This window comes from Brevundimonas sp. P7753 (assembly GCF_013386595.1).
GTDB lineage: Bacteria > Pseudomonadota > Alphaproteobacteria > Caulobacterales > Caulobacteraceae > Brevundimonas > Brevundimonas bullata.
The window spans coordinates 40281-56152 of record NZ_JACARP010000015.1 but is presented as its reverse complement, the minus strand read 5'-3'; the positions used below and the strand labels follow the sequence as shown (position 1 = coordinate 56152).

Sequence of the window (15872 nt, the reverse complement as noted above, 5' to 3'; positions counted from 1 at the left end):
GTCACGAGGTAGGCGCCCGTCGCCCCGCCCTCCCCGTTCCGCTCAATCTCCACCACGGGCGCCTGAAGCACGCCCTTGGACCTGATCGAGGCCGCCAGCGCCTCGATAGCCGCCGCCGAATGCCTGACCTTCCGGGCGTTTCTGGGGGACGCCTTGAGCCGGTTCAACGGGACCACGATCTCAGCGCCATGCGCGGGCTCCGGAACCGCCCCGGTTTCGGGCGCGGTCGCGGCGATCTGAACATCATGAGCAGTCATGTCTGCCTCCTTTGGGCAAGGGTTGCAGGCACGCAAAAGGCGCGCCTGAAACCCTGCCCGTCGGCGAGACCGGGGTAGCAAGGGCCAGGGCGGATCGACCGGAGGGGGATCGCCCGGCCTGCACAAGCCTGACGTCCTTGCCCAACATCCAGGAATGACCGGCGCGGAAGGCCGGGGAGACCGGTCGATCCGGCGGCGAAGCCGCTCCACCCTGGCCCGCGCGAGGGCGGAGCCCTTAGGCTCCTTCTGCACAAGTCGGGCGAAGTCACCCCATGCCGGAAGGCAAGGGCAGGCGTCGTACAGGGGGGGGGCGGCAGGCCTGTACTTCGTCAGCCTGACGATATAGCGCACGTCGCTTCGACCACCCGCAGGGCTACGGCCCGGACACCGCTCAAATCACCCGGCATCATCAAGACGTGACGCTCGGAAGCGGCCGCCGACGACGCCTATGCTAGAATATCCCCATGAACATCATCATCACGCCCGTCCAACCGTTTGATGACCAACGGCCCGGGACGGCCGGGCTGCGGCGCCCGACCTCGGTGTTCCGCCAAACGGGCTACCTCGAAACCTATCTCCAGGCGATCTTCGAGGCCGACCCTCCCTTGCCTGGCGCTGTTCTCGTAGTGGGTGGCGACGGAAGATTCTTCTGTCGGGAGGCATCTTCGATCGCGGTGCGGATGGCGATCGCCAACGGCTTCGACACTGTTCTCGTTGGCCAGCATGGCTTGATGTCCACACCAGCAGCGTCCGCCATGGTGCGCTCCCAGGACGCCCACGGGGCGATCATCCTGTCCGCCAGTCACAATCCGGGCGGAGCGGATGGCGATTTCGGTGTCAAATACAATACGCGGGGCGGCGGGCCGGCTTCCCCGGCTCTCACAGACGTCATAGCCACGCGCGCCCGAACGCTGGCGGCCTGGAAGATCGCTGAAGAGGCGGAGCTGGATCTGGACACGCTTGGTGAGCGCCGTCTGGGAAAAGGCCGGGTCGTCATCGTGGATCCGGTCAAGGATTACCTCGACCTTCTGGAGCGCCAGTTCGACTTCCCTTCCATCGCCGGCCTTCTCGCCCACCCTGACTTTCGGATGACCTTCGACGCCATGAATGCGGTGACAGGTCCCTATGCCAGGGCCCTCTTCGAGGAAAGGCTGGGCGCGCCTTCTGGGACGGTGTTGAGGGGCGCCCCCCTGCCCGATTTCGGCGGCCGCCACCCCGATCCCCATCCACACCATCTGACGGAACTGTTCGCGGATCTGTTCGGTCCGGATCCTGCGGATTTCGGCGCGGCGTCAGACGGCGACGGAGACCGGAACATGATCCTCGGCCCCGGCCTCATGATCTCGCCCGGCGACAGCCTGGCGGTGCTGGCGGCCAACGTCGGCCATATCCCGGCCTTCAGCCGGAGAGGTTTGGCCGGCGTGGCGCGGTCCATGCCGACTAGCCGGGCGGTTGACCGCGTGTCCCGTCGCCTCGGCTTCGCTCTCCACGAGACTCCGACGGGCTGGAAGTTTTTCACCAATCTTCTGGACGCAGGGCTGATCAACCTCTGTGGCGAGGAGAGCTTCGGCACCGGATCGGATCATGTGCGCGAAAAGGACGGCCTTTGGGCCGTCCTTTTCTGGCTCAGCCTGATGGCGACCCGCAATCTGTCCATATCGGCCATCATGGAGGACCACTGGTCCACCTACGGGCGGGATGTCTTCCAGCGCCACGACTACGAAGGCCTGTCCGCAGACGCAGCAGAAGCGATCATGACAGGGCTGAGAGCCCGGCTCGTCCCGACCATCGGACAGGTTTCTGGTGGCCACACCATCATAGCCGCTGAGGACTTCACCTATGTGGATCCTATCGACGGGTCGGTCGCCTCCGGGCAAGGCCTCCGTTTCACCTTGAATCCGGACTCCCGGATCACCTACCGGCTGTCCGGAACGGGCACCCTGGGGGCTACGCTGCGGATCTATCTGGAATATTACCTCCCGCCGGGCGAAGCTCATGAGGATGCAGCGAGACTGGCCGATCTGACCCGCGCGTCGCGACGGCTCGCCGACCTCGACCGCGCTTGGGGACCGCACGGCCCTTCGGTCGTAACATAAGATCCTCGCCTGGGCCGACGCAGGCCGGTCCTTCGCAGCCATCGCAAGAAGGGAGCGAGCGACGTTCCGCTCGGCGGGAGGTCTCGGCCCTGCCGCCCCCCTTGAACCCGCCCCTTGGCCATCCCCTCAAGCTGTCAGGTCGTCAGGGTTTCGGGGCCAGGCGCCGCCCCTGGTCGTCCAGCCCCAAGCGGCGACGCGCCTGCGTCATACGCTCACGCAAATCGGCCGGCGACAGCTCGGCCAGCATGGGCGCGATCCGACAGGCCTCTTCGGGCGTCGCTGCGGGGCGCACCCGCAGAACATTACCGATCAGCAGGCTCGCCGAGGGCGGGCGGGCATCTCGATCACGATGACCCATGATCGCTCCCTCCCGTCCCCTTTCGCCCGAAGGCCGTCAGGGGCCGGCGGGATCGCCGTGGTCCTGTCCAGTCGTCCATCGCCGTCGTCTCCCTGATTGACGTTGAAAGGTCCCGCGGCGCGCCAGAGCGTCAGGTGCGCCATCGCAAGACGCCGGCGCGAACCGGGTTGATGAAGGCGCCCGCTTGAAGCGACGCCCGCGACAGCGCCATCTTGCACTGGAAATACCAGGCCGAAGGCTGGTCGGGAGAGCCGACAAACAGGAGCGGCTGGCGCGTGCTGGCGTCGGCATCGATCAGGCGCAGAATGCGCGCGTCCTGCTCCAGAAAGGCGCGGCCCAGAAGAGAGAGAACCGGGTACAGAAGCCTCATGGGCCTAGACGAGCTATAGATGACGTTGCGCAAGACCACGTGGCCCGGCGCGGTCGGGGTGACCGTCGTCAGGTTGACGAGACGAAAACCGCCGCTTTGGACGCGCTCGACACGCGTGGACGGCAGACGGAACTCGATCGTCACCTCGCGCTCGGAACCCACCAGACGGTAGGCGGGCGCAGAGGCGAACCGGTCCGCCGCCGTCGCGGTGAATCCAAAGGGCGACGGCGCGTAGTGTTTTGTCTTCACCCGACGCCGGTCCGAGGATCGCCACCACCAGGCTGTATGGATCATCGGCACATGGGCGGGATCCACCAGCCCCAGCACGGCCTGGTCATAGTCGGTTTTCAGCTCGATCTCTGAACAGGCGATCATGGGGAGGGTCGACACCCCGGCCTCGTCGTCAATCAGAGGGGGCGTCGCGGCCTCTGCGCCCCCGCAACGCCGCACCCAGACGAGGCCGAGCCTGACCTGGATTGCCCAGCCCTCCGCCCGATCAAGGGATAGGGCGCCGCGGGCGCCGCGCACCAGGGTCAGCGTCTCGCCGAGAGCGACGACGGTCAGACGTCTGCGAACAGCGCCTTCTCGACTGACAGGGTACCAGGCATGGGCCGGGGGACCGAACCGGCCCGCAGCCCGTAGCGAGAGGCCTCCGGGAGGCCCCGTAAGAGATGATGACATGAATAGGGGCCGCAGGCGGGCTCAGGCATGCGGTTCGTCAACGCACCTATTGCTGCAGCCGCTCAGCTATCGCTTCAAATTTCCCGGGGGATAGGCGCCCAGGCTAGCCACCCATGAAGCATGGGTCCGACGAACCTCGTGGTGATGACCCATAGGCCCCCTGCGCACAAGCGTCCCAAATGACGCAGCCTCGGTTTGGCGGGCAGGCCTTTTCAGACAGCTCCCCAGCGGTCAGGTCGCAGCGCGAAAAGGGCGCCGGAAACCGGCGCCCCAAGTCTATCGCGTCCTGCGCATCAATGGGTTGAGCGGCCGTGGGATCAATGGCTAGCCCCCGCCGGCAGATGTTCTTTCTCGAAGCGTCCGACACGGTCAATCAGGGTTCTGGCCGCCTGGTTCATGCCGTGCACCACCACCTCCGCGCCCTGGCGTCGATAGCGGAACACCACCTTGTCCACGGCCGCTGCGCCCGTGAGATCCCACAGGTGGGCTTCCGTCATGTCGATTTCGACCCGCTTGGGTTGCCCATGGTGCTCGAAGCTGGCGGCGAAAAGATCCGCCGACGCAAAGAAAAGCTGGCCTGTGACGCGGTATCGCAACACCCCTTCCTCGGGCGTTTCGACCTCGGTCACGGCGATGGTCTTGCCGACCTTTCGCATGAAGAAGACAGCGGAGAGCAGCACGCCCAGGATCACGCCCTTGGACAGGTCGTGGGTGGCGACCACGGTCACGGTCGTGGCGATCATGACGATAGAGGACTGGAAGGGCGTGGAGCGCAGCTTCATCACGGACCCCCAGTCGAAGGTGCCGATCGAGACCATGATCATGACCGCCACCAGGGCCGCCATGGGTATCTGGGCGACCCAGTCCCGCAGCACCAGGATCAGGAACAACAGGAAGAGACCGGCCCAGAGCGTGGACAGGCGGCCGCGGCCGCCCGAGGTGACGTTGATGATCGACTGGCCGATCATGGCGCAGCCCGCCATGCCGCCGAACAGCGACGAGGCGATGTTGGCGATGCCCTGGCCGCGCGTTTCGCGGTCCTTATCCGAAGGCGTATCGGTCAGGTCGTCCAGCAGGTTGGCGGTCAGCAGGCTTTCCAGCAGGCCGACGAAGGCCAGGGTCGCGGAAACCGGGGCGATGATGGCGAAGGTCTCCCAGGTCAGGGGGACGCTGGGCAGATGGAACATCGGAAGCGTCGAGGGCATCTGGCCCATGTCGCCGACCGTGCGCACGTCCAAGCCGGTCATCATCACGAAAACACTGATCAGGACAATGGCCACCAGAGGCGAGGGCACGGCCTTGGTCAGGCGAGGGAAGCCGTAGATGATGACCAGGGCGACGGCGACCAGGGCGAAGGTTTGCCAGTTGGCGCCGATCAGTTCGGGCATCTGGGCCAGGAAGATCAGAATGGCCAGCGAGTTGACGAAGCCCGTCATCACGCTGCGACTGACGAACTTGATGTAGCGACCCAGCTTCAGCAGGCCGATGGCGATCTGGAATACGCCGCAGAGCAGGGAGGCGGCGAACAGATACTCCAGTCCATGGTCGCGCACGAGGGTCACCATCAGCAGGGCCATGGCCCCGGTGGCGGCCGAGATCATGGCCGGACGCCCGCCCACAATGGCGATGGTCACGGCGATGATGAAACTGGCGTAGAGACCGACAGCAGGATCGACACCGGCGATGATGGAGAAGGCGATGGCCTCGGGAATCAGGGCCAGGGCCACGACGGTCCCTGCCAGCAGATCGCGACGAGGATTGGCGAGCCACTGCTGACGCGCGGATGCAATGATGGACATTTTGGAGTTCATCTGGCGAAGCCGTCACACGACGGCGCGTTTCCCGGCGGTTCGGCGGCCGGGATAGCCACCCGTTTCCTGCGAACAGGTCCGGGTCCAATGCGAAGGCCGCCTCATGCGGCGTTGTGGCGCAGAACTCAAGGCCGATTACGATAGGCGCCGATGACACCGAGTCATTTTGCGCTCGGATGCGGCGCTGACATCACACCGAAGCCCGGGAAGCCTCTTGGCGCCTCCAGCGAAAATTCGTGCTTCGAAACCTCACCCCAAGCCTGTGGCCGCTAGCCAGAACGGCGCGAACCGCAGGTAATCCGTGGCGACCCGGCCGATACTGTCCCTCGGCCGATCATCCTTCTGAGGCGACAGGGTCAGAATCCACGCCCACCGTCCCCCCGCCCTGACCGGCCGCGGGGAAACATAGAGCCCGCTTGCCATCAGGGCCTTGCGCCGGGCGCCGCGCCGAAACCAAAGTCCTTTTTCCATGACGGCCACGGCGCCGCCGGCTGCAAGCTTCGGCTTGATCCAGGCCAGAGGCTTGAGATCTTGGTGCCACAGAAACACCAGGGCCAGCTCATCCTCGGACGAGCCTCGGACAAAACGAATTCCCCCCTGGTCCACGACAGCGACCGCGCCCTCGCGCGAAACCAGCCCCCCCAGACTTGCGGCACGACGCAGCCAGATGTCGTCAGCGCCTCTACGGCCGCCAACCTCGGCCATGGCCTCTGCGTAGCACTCCAAGGTTTTCTCCACGGTCCCCTCCATACAACAGGCGCGCTCTACGGATCGTCGCTGGCGCGGCCCATGGCGAGGCGGGCTTCCGCAGGATGTGCGAGAAACCAGCTCAACCCCTCTTCCCAGACGCGCATGTTTTCCGCTGCAAGTCGAACGCCTCCTTCGATGACGGTCTCCTGAAACGCGCCGTGGTCCGACACCACGACAGGACGTTTCATCAGGTGGGCCTCGACTGCCGAGCGCCCGAAGCTCTCGTGCTTGAGAGACGGTAAGGCGACCGCGTCGCGGGCTGAATAGACCAGGGGCATGTCTGCATGGTCGCCCGCGAATAGGATCTTTGCGGTCGCGCCGTTCAGGCTCCCCCGCTCCGGAGAGGGAGTGAAGGCGCTCATCAGCGCCGCCTCGGTATTTGAAAAAGAGCGAGCGCCAGCATGATCGGCAGGCCCATCTCGCCTATCTCTTCCACCGCCTTGCTGATGACCAGTGTGTTTTCAGGCAGCGGCCAACCAAGGCCGCGAAGTTGACGCGGCAAGGCGTCTATCTGCTTAAGAAGAACACCAAACCCTAGAAGGACGAGAAGGGTGACGCCCGACGTGACGGCCCGCCCATTCAGGTCGCGCCAGGCGCCGCGCAAGGCGGCGATGGTCAGGACGACCAGAGCCAGGACCGCCACGCCTGCCGCCAGCTTTTCCATCAAGGGCACGTCCGGACGTGCGTAAAGTCGCGTGCTGAAGACGCCGAAGCGGGTGAAGGCGGCATGGGCGTCAAGTTCGCGCAAGGCCATCAGAAGCGAGGCTGTCGCAACAAGTCCGCCAAGAGGCTGGCCGCTGCGCCAGGCCAGCAGAGCCGCCAGGAAGACGACCCCGTAAAGCCAGACCGTCGCCGACTCGATGGGTCCGTTCTCGGCGGTCAGGGCCGGCGCAGCCTCCCCTGCCGTGAATCCCACGACGACTGCGACGCCCAGAGTGAGGGCTACGACAATGAAGGCGGGCGCGCCAATCTTGAAGCGTCGACGAAAAGCTGAATCTGTCCGCGTTTGAGAACGCAGAAGACGGGGGGCGCGGCCGTATCGGCGCGCGTCATCGCGAAGTGACATGGAATGAATAACAAGAGTGCGAAGCCGACGAACGGCGTCGATGGCCCGGGGGATAGGCGCCCAGGGTAGCCACCCCGTCGAACGGGGTCCTTTTGCCCGATCCTTGGTGCCCGCTCAGGCGGGACAGGGCAAGCGAGTGCGGCCTTGCTGCGACTATTTGTCTGTCGCGGCGTCGCCCCTCACAGTCACCGAGCCGATGGGGACGGCCCCAAAAGCGGTCGCCGCCGTCCACTGGGCGCACGCCGTCTCAGACCGCGCTGGGCCGAGGGATCGCCGGCGTTGAAAACCTGACGATGGTCAGGCCTTCGCCCGATAGATGGTGCAGGCCGAGACATCGCCCGTCAGAGGATTGGGAAAGGTCACCGACTGGGCGTCGGCCGTGGCGAACGCCTCGCGCAGCACATTCAGAAACGGACCGGGTTCGGCTTCGTCCGACCACATGGCGAAAACACCGCCCGGGCGAAGCCGAGCCTTCAGCTTGCGCAAGGCCGCGGCGCTGTAGAAGGAGGCATGGGAGGGCGCGAGCCAGCGGGCCGGCGCATGGTCGATATCCAGAAGCACCGCGTCCCACGCGACGCCGGACGAATCGGCGACGAAGGTGAAGAAGTCTGCGTGGATCAGACGGCATCGCGGCTCGTCATGCAGAAGCGTCCCGAGAGGCGTCAGCCCCTCTCGATGCCATTCAATCACCGGCGCGAGCGCATCGACCACTTCAAGACGCGCCACGCGAGCATCCTCCAGCGCCGCCTGGGCCGTATGACCCAGCCCGAGGCCGCCAACCAGAACTTGTAGCGCCCCACCTTCGACCTGCTCCAGCCCCAGGCGCGACAAGGCCCGCTCGCCTTCGACGAACAAGCTCGACATCAGATGCTCATCGCCGAGAAGCACTTCGTGGACGTCGCGCCCTGCCGCCGCGACCCATCGACGGCGCAAGGTAAGCGGCCCCATGGGGGTCGGCCGGTAGTCCAACTCCTCGAATGCGCTCACAGTGGTTCTCCAGCGCAATCCACGCATTGGGCCAACGTAGGGTCGAGCCGCAGGCGCGCCAGGGCAATGGGCTCTCCGCAGGTTCCGCACCAGCCGTACTCGTCGGTGGCGAGCCGCGCCAGGGCTCGAGCGATCATCCGTGAATCATGGAGCCGGCGCCCCTGGGAGGCCAGGGCCATAGCCTGTTGCTGAAGGGCGTCCATGCGCGACAGTCTTCCCACGCTTTGCTGGTCCAGCTCGACGGGTTTGCGGCTCTCGTCGGTCAAGGCGTCAAGCGACTCGAGTTCCGCCAGCCAGACCAGCATCCTCGCCTTCAACTCCGCCTTTTCCTCCTCGGTGAGCGGAAGGGCCACGGTCCCGGTCATGAAAGCGCCTCTGCAATTTCAGGCTTCAGGCCAATGACGAGTTCGCCGTCTGGGCCAGGCGAACAATCGGCGAAAGCCTCAAGCACGTAGCGCGGGCCAGCCGCGCGTTTAACGGGAGGCCATTTCAGTTCGGAATAGAGCCGCCTGCCGAGACGGCGATAGACGGCCCATGCCTCCTCCTTGGGGAGCCCCGCGCGCCGGGCCAGATCCCCGATCTTCACCGCCATCCCCCCCATATGGCGATGCGCATGGAGCAGCAGCATCGCCGGCCCGGAGAGGGCTTCCGGGAGGTCTTCGAGCACTTCGCGATACTCGGCCGCGCAGGGGCGTCCTGTCGCGCGACGGTGGGCGACGAAGGCGGCCGCGTTCCGTGCCAGCAGGGTCTCGATCTCGGCGACTGCGGCCTCGAGGGTTTCGCCTTCGGACGCCGCGACGCGACGCTGGCCACAGAAGGCCGCCGCCTGGGCGCGGCCGCCGCGCCATCCCGACACGATGCGATATCGACCGACAAGAACCTCAGCGACGCGCCGTGTCGGGGCGTCGCCGCTCATCGTCCGCCTCGCCAGGATTCGGGGATCGCCACGTCCCTCACGGCGCCGACACCGAGGAGAGACGGCCAGGATGCGCTCCGGCCCAACGTCACCGGAAAAGCAACACAGGCAGGAGGGCGATACGGATCATGGCCGTCGTGGTGCTCCCTACAAAGAAGCGGCGGATCGGCGAGTGTCCGTAGGCGCCCATGACAAGGAGATCGATTCCGTTGGCGGCCACATAGTCGGTGATGACCGGCTCGGGGTCGCCGTCGATTCTCTTTACCGAATAAACGCCGCCCCAGGCCGACAGTCGTTCTTCCACCCATTGGAGATGGGCGTCGGCGTCGCGAGGCCGTCCAGCCATCACGACATGACAGCCAAGATCTCTCAGACCGGGCTCCGAGACAAGGAACTCAACCGCCTTGCGCGCGCTCGGACCGCCATCGAAAGCCAGGAGGATCCGCTCAATAGGCTTGAAGGCGCGCGGGGCCATCAGGACCGGCAAGGCGCTGGCCCTGATCACCTGCTCGACCGAACCCCCAAGGTGAGCCTTGGCGAAGTCGACATGCTCGCCCCGCTTGCCCAACACCACCAGCCGGAATTCCGCTTCCATCTCGTGAACCGTATCAACCAGACCACCGTGACGCAGGCGCACCTCGACCTCGGCTACGCCGGTATCGTGAACACGGCGCTCCGCTTCGGCCAGGAGCGCCCGCCCCCGATCCATGCGCAAGCGCCCGCGATCAGCATCAAGCTGGGTTAACTGCTCCAGGAGCTGCTCGGAGGCTCCCAGGCCGATGCTGCCCGAGACATCCGTGGGCGGGGCGTCGGGCGCCCGGTCAAGAACGTGGAGCAGATCCACCTCGGCGTTCAATCGGAGGGCCGCCCAGGCGGCATGGTCGCAGACGCTCGCCCCATAGGGCGAGGCGTCGATACAGGCGAGTATCTTGCTCATGAACATTTCCTCTAGTGGCTGAGCAGGCGTTCGAGCGCGCCCGGCTTGTCGTGGATGGCGAACTTGTCGACCATGGTGGCGCTAGCCTCGTTCAGACCGATGATCTCGACGTCCGCGCCTTCACGGCGGAATTTGAGAATGGCCTTGTCCAGCGCGGCGACGGCGGAGACGTCCCAGAAGTGGGCGCGGCTGACGTCGATGCGGACTTTCGGCACGGCCTCCTTGAAATCGAAGGCGCCGACGAAGGCATCCGCCGAGGCGAAGAATATCTGGCCGAGCACGACATAGTCGCGGGTAGAGCCGTCCTCCGACAGGTTCGACCTCACCGCCACGATCCTCGCCACCTTCTGAGCGAAGAAGACCCCCGACAGGAGCACGCCGGTCAGCACGCCCTTCGCCAGGTCGTGGGTCGCGACGGTGACGACGACGGTCGCGACCATCACCACGCTGGAGCTCTTGGGGTGATCGACCAGGCTCTTGATCGACCCCCAGTTGAAGGTACCGATCGCCACCATGAACATGACCGCAACCAGGGCCGCCATCGGGATCTGGGCGACCCAGGGGCCGAGCACCAGGATCATGAACAGAAGAAACAGGCCTGCAAGCAGTGTGGAGAGACGTCCGCGACCGCCGGATTTGATGTTGATGACCGACTGGCCGATCATGGCGCAGCCCGCCATGCCGCCGAAGAAGCCGGCGACGATATTGGCCAGCCCCTGGCCCTTGCACTCCCGGTTCTTGTCGCTCGACGTGTCGGTCAGATCATCGACGATGGTCGCCGTCATCAGGGATTCCAGCAGGCCGACAACCATCAGGGTCGCCGAATAGGGAAAGATGATCGCCAGGGTCTTGAAGTTGAGCGGGATGTCCGGGATCAGGAACATCGGCAGGCTCGTGGGCAGTTGCCCCATGTCGCCTACCGTTCGGACGTCAAGGCCCAGGATCATCGACAGGGCCGTCAGAACAACAATGGCGATCAGCGGCGACGGGATGGCCCGCGTCAACCGCGGCAGCAGATAGATGATGGCCAGGCCGCCCGCCACCATGGCGTAGGTTCGCCAGTCGACCCCGGTGAGTTCAGGCAGTTGAGCCAGGAAGATGAGGATCGCCAAAGCGTTGACGAAGCCAGTGACAACCGACTTTGAGACGAACTTCATCAGGGCGCCGAGGCGGATATAGCCGGCGACAATCTGCAGCACCCCTGTCAGCACAGTGGCTGCGAGAAGATACTGCAGCCCGTGATCCCGCACGAGGCTGACCATGAGAAGCGCCATAGCGCCGGTCGCGGCCGAGATCATGCCAGGCCGGCCGCCAGCAAAGGCGATCACCACGCAGATTGCGAAGGAGGCGTAAAGACCGACGGAGGGATCAACCCCGGCGATGATCGAAAATGCGATGGCTTCCGGGATCAGGGCCAGCGCAACCACGATGCCCGCCAGCGCGTCTCCCTTAATATTACCGAACCAGCTTTGCCGGATAGCTCCAAATGTCATCAAGTCTATCTCCTGCGCCCAAAAAAAAATGGACGCCGCGCCTTCATGACGCGATTCATTTCAGCGCCGCTGCTAAAGCAGACAGCTATTATTTCGCCGATATAAATTACCAGCCGATACATTTTATTACTGTAAGGCTATTTACACGTATCTATCCGATGCTGACTTGAACACGAATACGCTTTCTGTAAATTGCCCCAACATTGAGATTTTTTTAGAAAGTAGCCCCTGATGCCCACCGGCACCCTCAAGTTCATCTCGCCTGATGGGCGCTACGGCATGATCTCTCGAGACGACAAGGCGCCGAAAGTCTTCGTCCATCTTAACGAGGCGCGACAGGCCGGCCTGGACACCCTGCCTCGCGGTCAACGCTTTCGGTTCGACGTGGACGCAGATGCGCAACCACGTCCACGGGCGATTAATCTCGAATGCATCTAGGGATCCCGCCCTACGGCGAGACGAGATGCGGCCGGACGCGCGCGCGCCAAGACACAATCGACGGAATTCCATCGCAGGGACCACATTCGGTGCAACCGGCGCCGCGTTCCGTCTACGCGTTGGGCCAGTCGTTCAGCGGGCGCTGCATTAAATCCTAGGGGATGGGCGCCTAGGGTAGCCACTCGTAACGAGTCCGACGGAAGCCTTCTTCCTGCCCCGTTCTCGAATCAAATTCAAGCCAAAACAAAGATCAGATGCTTACTGTTTTCTCGACGGACAGAAGCTCGTAGTGGAAAGCCAAGGCTTGGAACGCGCGTCGGCGCGCCCTGACCGATGCCGCAGGACGATACACCGGAGAAGAACATCCGGTTTTCATTCAAGGTTTAATCCGGCTTCAGCCTAATACAGAGCATGGCGCACACTCGTCTTGACGATGCTGCAGCACCCTGAGACGACGCCTCCTCAGGGCGCGCCGCCTTGCAAGACAAGACAATTCAGCCCCGCTGAGGTCAGGGTCTCGCACGCCCGACCGGCGGCTTCAGGCTCCAACCCCAGAATGCGGGAGCGATGCCACGGTCCCGATGACTCAACCGATACCCGGCCCTCTTGCACCAGCTGCGGAAACCGCCGACTGACCGTCGCCAGCCAGTTCCGGGCCGCCTCGGGGTCTCGAAACGCACCGACCTGGACCGCCCAGCCGCCCCGTGTGTCAGATTCTATCTGCCGACGCCTCGCATCGGCAAGACCACTGATTTCGTCGCGCGCCTCCACGACCAGGCCAGCCTGGAGCGCCTGCGCCGGGACCGGGCCTGCAGGGACAAGGCTTGAATCCCCCGCCGACTCGAGACCGAAACCCCTGCTCTCGAAAAAGGCCTGGGGTGTTCCGACATGGCCCATGGACTTCGCAGCTTCGGCGTCAAACCCTGTGGCCATCAAGGCGCTGACATGAGCGTTACGGCTGGCCGAGGTACGCCCTCCGAGCACGACCGTGATCAAACGCAAGTCCCCCCGAATAGAGGAGGCAGCCAGATTATAGCCGGAGGCCCGGGTGAATCCCGTCTTGATGCCATCCACGTCAGGATGGGTAGACAGCAGACCATTTGTCGTCCGGATGACCCGCCCTTCGAAGGACCAGCTGTCCTGTCCGAAGTACCGATAATACTGAGGATAATCGCGCCAGACAGCATGACTCAGGAGCGCCAGGTCCAGCGCCGTCGAGACGTGTCGCGGATCGGGAAGACCGTGAGGATTGACGAAGGTGGTCTGAACCATGCCGAGCTCGTGCGCTCGCAGCGTCGATGCCCGGCCGAAGGCCTCGACCGAGCCGGACAGATGTTCCGCGAGAGCCACGGCGACGTCGTTGGCGGAACGCACGGCGAGCGCCTGGATGGCTTCTTCGACTGAAAGACTCCGACCTGCCGCAAGGCCAAGCTTGGAAGGCGGCTGGGACGCGGCCCGAACGGACATGCGCACCTGATCGTCCAGCGACAACCGGCCCTGCTCCAGGGCGTCAAACACCATGTAGAGGGTCATCACCTTGGTGATCGAAGCTGGATACCGGGTCTCCCGGGCGTGGCGGTCAAACAGGATTTCTCCTGTCTTTGCATTCATGACCAGGGCCGCATATCGCTCCGGACCGCCCTGCGCGCATTGGGCCGCCGACGCAACCGTCAGGCTCAACAGGAAGACGAGCATCGCTGCGAGACGCACGGAAAGACTCATAGGCAACCGCCTTTTGGGGCTCTGCGACACCGTGCAGACAGGGATTGAAACATCTCGGCCCGCGCCGGGGCGCGCCGCAAGGACGGCATTCGTCCGCCGCTCATTGAGCGTTCTGGCCCGCGCGACGCCCCACCAGGAACAACCCACCGGTGGCGGAAAGCGCAACGCGGTGGAGAACCGGGCGCCGGCTCCCATATCGAGAAGGACCAGCCTCTCGGCCAGGGTGATCACGGGTCAAAGCCTGAAGGTCAGGCTCACCCCATGCCCCCGGACATCGCGACTGCAGGCGATCAGACCGGGTCGGCGCAAGACCACGCGCCCACGCCGCGGCTGGATTCGAAGCAGGCGCTAAGCGTTCAGGAAGGGCGCACGCCCAACCGAACGCGCGAAGGCGCAATCGATGGATTTCCATCACAAGACCAGATTTGTGCAACTGGCCGCACGTCCCGTCAACGCGCCTTGCCAGTCGATCAGCACAGCTGAATCGAAATCCTGGGGGATGGGCGCCCAGGGTAGCCACTCTAACAGAGTCCTACGGGAAACTGGATTGTGCCCCGGACAGCCCCGACATTCAAGGGCGACGGCGATAGGGGTTGCGCCGATGGAGCGCGTCCGGTCCGAGCGTACACGTTACTGGAACCGATTTCGCCCCGTCAGCCTTCAAGATTGGAAACCCGACGTTCGACGATCGTGCGTCCAATAGACTCCGGTTATGACACGCCCACGCTAGCCTTCTCGGATGATGGCCGGAAGATTAGCTCCCGGCTTGCAGCTTCACAGTCCTGCTGAAGAGGTACTGATATGGCGATCAACGGCCCAGACGCACCCGCATCACGGCGTCGCGCCATGATCAATCGTCGCCACGCCGTCAGCCTCGCGGGCGCAGCCCTGCTATTCCCGGGGACATCAGCCTGCGGTCAGTCCCGCAAGGATTTCCCGTCCAGACGCCCCCCCTTGCAGGAGCTCGCCGGAGCGGCGGGTCTTTTCTTCGGCGCTGCGGCCTTTCGTTCGGAAATTCAGCCTGGATCCCCGGTAAGGCCCCTCTATGAAAGAGAATGCGCTCTGATCGTTCCGGAGATGGAGCTGAACTGGGATCACCTGGTCACAGAAATCGATCATCAGCGGATGGAGGATTACGCGGGTCTCGTCCGCGGGATGGGCAAGTCGCTCCACGGCCATACCCTGCTCTGGCACCTGAGCGTCCCTCGATGGGTGCAGGACGCCTTGGGCGAGAAACCGGACTGGAGGATTGTCGCCAGCCACATCCGGTCGACGATTGAGCGCTACGGGCGCGATATCAAATACTGGGAGGTGGTCAATGAACCTCTGGATCCCGGTTTCAGAGACGACGGCCTTAGAGGGAGCGTCTTTCTGAAGGCGTTCGGGCCGGACTATATCCAGAAGGCGCTGGAAGAGGCCGCCGCCGCCGCGCCGAACGCCAGGCTCCTCATCAACGAATACGGCCTGGACTATGACATCCCAGCCGAACGGGATCGGCGACGGCACATGCTCCGCTTACTGGAAAAGTTGCTGAGCGCCGGCGCGCCGCTTCACGGCCTTGGCGTCCAGGGCCATCTCGACCTGCAGAAGAGCCCTTTTTCCCAACGCGCCCTGGCTGATTTCCTGGCGGAAGTCGCAGGCATGGGTCTTGAGATCGTCATCACGGAGCTCGATGTGCGAGAGCGGGACCTGGTGGAGACGCCCGCCGTTCGCGATCAGCGGGTCGCCGCACACGTCGGCCAGTATCTCGACGCCGCCCTTGATCACCCTGCCGTCAAGGGGGTGATCACCTGGGGCATCACCGATCGACACTCCTGGCTCGATCTCACGGACGAGGACATGGCCCGTTTTCCTCAGGCCTGGCGAGACGGATCCGGCCCCGGCCTCAATCGCGGCCTGCCTTTTGACAGCGATTTGAGACCGAAACCCATGCGTGAGGCTATCGCGGCCGCATTTCGGCGGCGGGCGCGCGCAATCCGAACAGGTTGAA

16 protein-coding genes and 5 other annotated features are annotated in these 15872 nt (G+C 64.4%); of the genes, 3 read left to right on the top strand and 13 right to left on the bottom strand.

The features are described from left to right. On the bottom strand, positions 1–257 hold a 257-nt coding region (locus HX774_RS03755), incomplete at its 3' end, for a ParB N-terminal domain-containing protein (protein ID WP_178824361.1). Between the two features lie 464 nt (positions 258–721). Here HX774_RS03755 and HX774_RS03750 point away from each other — a divergent pair. Beyond that, entirely contained in the window at positions 722–2353 is a 1632-nt protein-coding gene (locus HX774_RS03750) for an alpha-D-glucose phosphate-specific phosphoglucomutase (protein WP_178824360.1), read from the top strand. A gap of 142 nt (positions 2354–2495) precedes the next feature. Here HX774_RS03750 and HX774_RS03745 read toward each other — a convergent pair whose 3' ends face one another. From HX774_RS03745 to HX774_RS03695, 11 genes are all read right to left on the bottom strand, one after another. Beyond that, on the bottom strand, positions 2496–2711 hold the full coding sequence (locus HX774_RS03745; protein ID WP_178824359.1) for a hypothetical protein: 216 nt from the start codon (positions 2709–2711) through the stop codon (positions 2496–2498). A 130-nt stretch (positions 2712–2841) separates the two neighbouring features. Next, positions 2842–3471 (bottom strand): hypothetical protein, encoded by a 630-nt coding sequence (locus HX774_RS03740; protein WP_178824357.1) that lies wholly within the window; start codon positions 3469–3471, stop codon positions 2842–2844. Between the two features lie 368 nt (positions 3472–3839). Further along, positions 3840–3893, bottom strand: a sequence feature (sul1 is cis-regulatory element that is thought to sense ions involved in sulfur or methionine metabolism; They are found in Alphaproteobacteria). Between the two features lie 186 nt (positions 3894–4079). Then, on the bottom strand, positions 4080–5555 hold the full coding sequence (locus HX774_RS03735; protein ID WP_313574078.1) for a SulP family inorganic anion transporter: 1476 nt from the start codon (positions 5553–5555) through the stop codon (positions 4080–4082). 43 nt (positions 5556–5598) lie between these two features. Beyond that, positions 5599–5656 (bottom strand) — a sequence feature (sul1 is cis-regulatory element that is thought to sense ions involved in sulfur or methionine metabolism; They are found in Alphaproteobacteria). Positions 5657–5822: 166 nt separating this feature from the next. Then, on the bottom strand, positions 5823–6311 hold the full coding sequence (locus tag HX774_RS03730; RefSeq protein WP_178824352.1) for a hypothetical protein: 489 nt from the start codon (positions 6309–6311) through the stop codon (positions 5823–5825). Positions 6312–6337: 26 nt separating this feature from the next. Next, positions 6338–6685 carry a glycosyltransferase gene (locus tag HX774_RS03725; RefSeq protein WP_178824350.1) on the bottom strand — a complete coding sequence of 116 codons (348 nt, stop codon included), beginning with the start codon at positions 6683–6685 and terminating at the stop codon, positions 6338–6340. Next, on the bottom strand, positions 6685–7077 hold the full coding sequence (locus HX774_RS03720; protein WP_178824348.1) for a hypothetical protein: 393 nt from the start codon (positions 7075–7077) through the stop codon (positions 6685–6687). The genes HX774_RS03725 and HX774_RS03720 overlap by 1 nt, the downstream gene beginning before the upstream one ends. A 351-nt stretch (positions 7078–7428) precedes the next feature. Next, positions 7429–7482, bottom strand: a sequence feature (sul1 is cis-regulatory element that is thought to sense ions involved in sulfur or methionine metabolism; They are found in Alphaproteobacteria). Between the two features lie 204 nt (positions 7483–7686). Then, on the bottom strand, positions 7687–8376 hold the full coding sequence (locus HX774_RS03715; RefSeq protein WP_178824346.1) for a spermidine synthase: 690 nt from the start codon (positions 8374–8376) through the stop codon (positions 7687–7689). After that, complete coding sequence (locus HX774_RS03710; protein ID WP_200168127.1) at positions 8373–8741, bottom strand: TraR/DksA C4-type zinc finger protein; 369 nt, start codon at positions 8739–8741, stop codon at positions 8373–8375. The genes HX774_RS03715 and HX774_RS03710 overlap by 4 nt, the downstream gene beginning before the upstream one ends. Then, entirely contained in the window at positions 8738–9292 is a 555-nt protein-coding gene (locus HX774_RS03705) for a hypothetical protein (RefSeq protein ID WP_178824344.1), read from the bottom strand. The genes HX774_RS03710 and HX774_RS03705 overlap by 4 nt, the downstream gene beginning before the upstream one ends. A gap of 88 nt (positions 9293–9380) precedes the next feature. After that, positions 9381–10235 carry a universal stress protein gene (locus tag HX774_RS03700; protein ID WP_218650255.1) on the bottom strand — a complete coding sequence of 285 codons (855 nt, stop codon included), beginning with the start codon at positions 10233–10235 and terminating at the stop codon, positions 9381–9383. 5 nt (positions 10236–10240) lie between these two features. After that, complete coding sequence (locus HX774_RS03695; protein WP_178824342.1) at positions 10241–11722, bottom strand: SulP family inorganic anion transporter; 1482 nt, start codon at positions 11720–11722, stop codon at positions 10241–10243. Between the two features lie 231 nt (positions 11723–11953). Between HX774_RS03695 and HX774_RS03690 the strand changes: the two genes are divergently transcribed. Beyond that, positions 11954–12160: a cold-shock protein gene (locus HX774_RS03690; RefSeq protein WP_178824341.1), complete on the top strand. Its 207-nt coding sequence runs from the start codon at positions 11954–11956 to the stop codon at positions 12158–12160. Positions 12161–12308: 148 nt separating this feature from the next. Then, positions 12309–12358, bottom strand: a sequence feature (sul1 is cis-regulatory element that is thought to sense ions involved in sulfur or methionine metabolism; They are found in Alphaproteobacteria). Between the two features lie 264 nt (positions 12359–12622). On the opposite strand, the gene HX774_RS03685 is transcribed toward HX774_RS03690, so the two are convergent. After that, a complete protein-coding gene (locus HX774_RS03685) occupies positions 12623–13882 on the bottom strand; it encodes a D-alanyl-D-alanine carboxypeptidase (protein WP_178824339.1) in 1260 nt (419 codons plus the stop codon). 486 nt (positions 13883–14368) lie between these two features. Further along, positions 14369–14418, bottom strand: a sequence feature (sul1 is cis-regulatory element that is thought to sense ions involved in sulfur or methionine metabolism; They are found in Alphaproteobacteria). A gap of 310 nt (positions 14419–14728) precedes the next feature. Between HX774_RS03685 and HX774_RS03680 the strand changes: the two genes are divergently transcribed. Next, positions 14729–15871 carry an endo-1,4-beta-xylanase gene (locus HX774_RS03680; RefSeq protein WP_178824337.1) on the top strand — a complete coding sequence of 381 codons (1143 nt, stop codon included), beginning with the start codon at positions 14729–14731 and terminating at the stop codon, positions 15869–15871. The last annotated feature ends 1 nt before the right edge of the window (position 15872 follow it).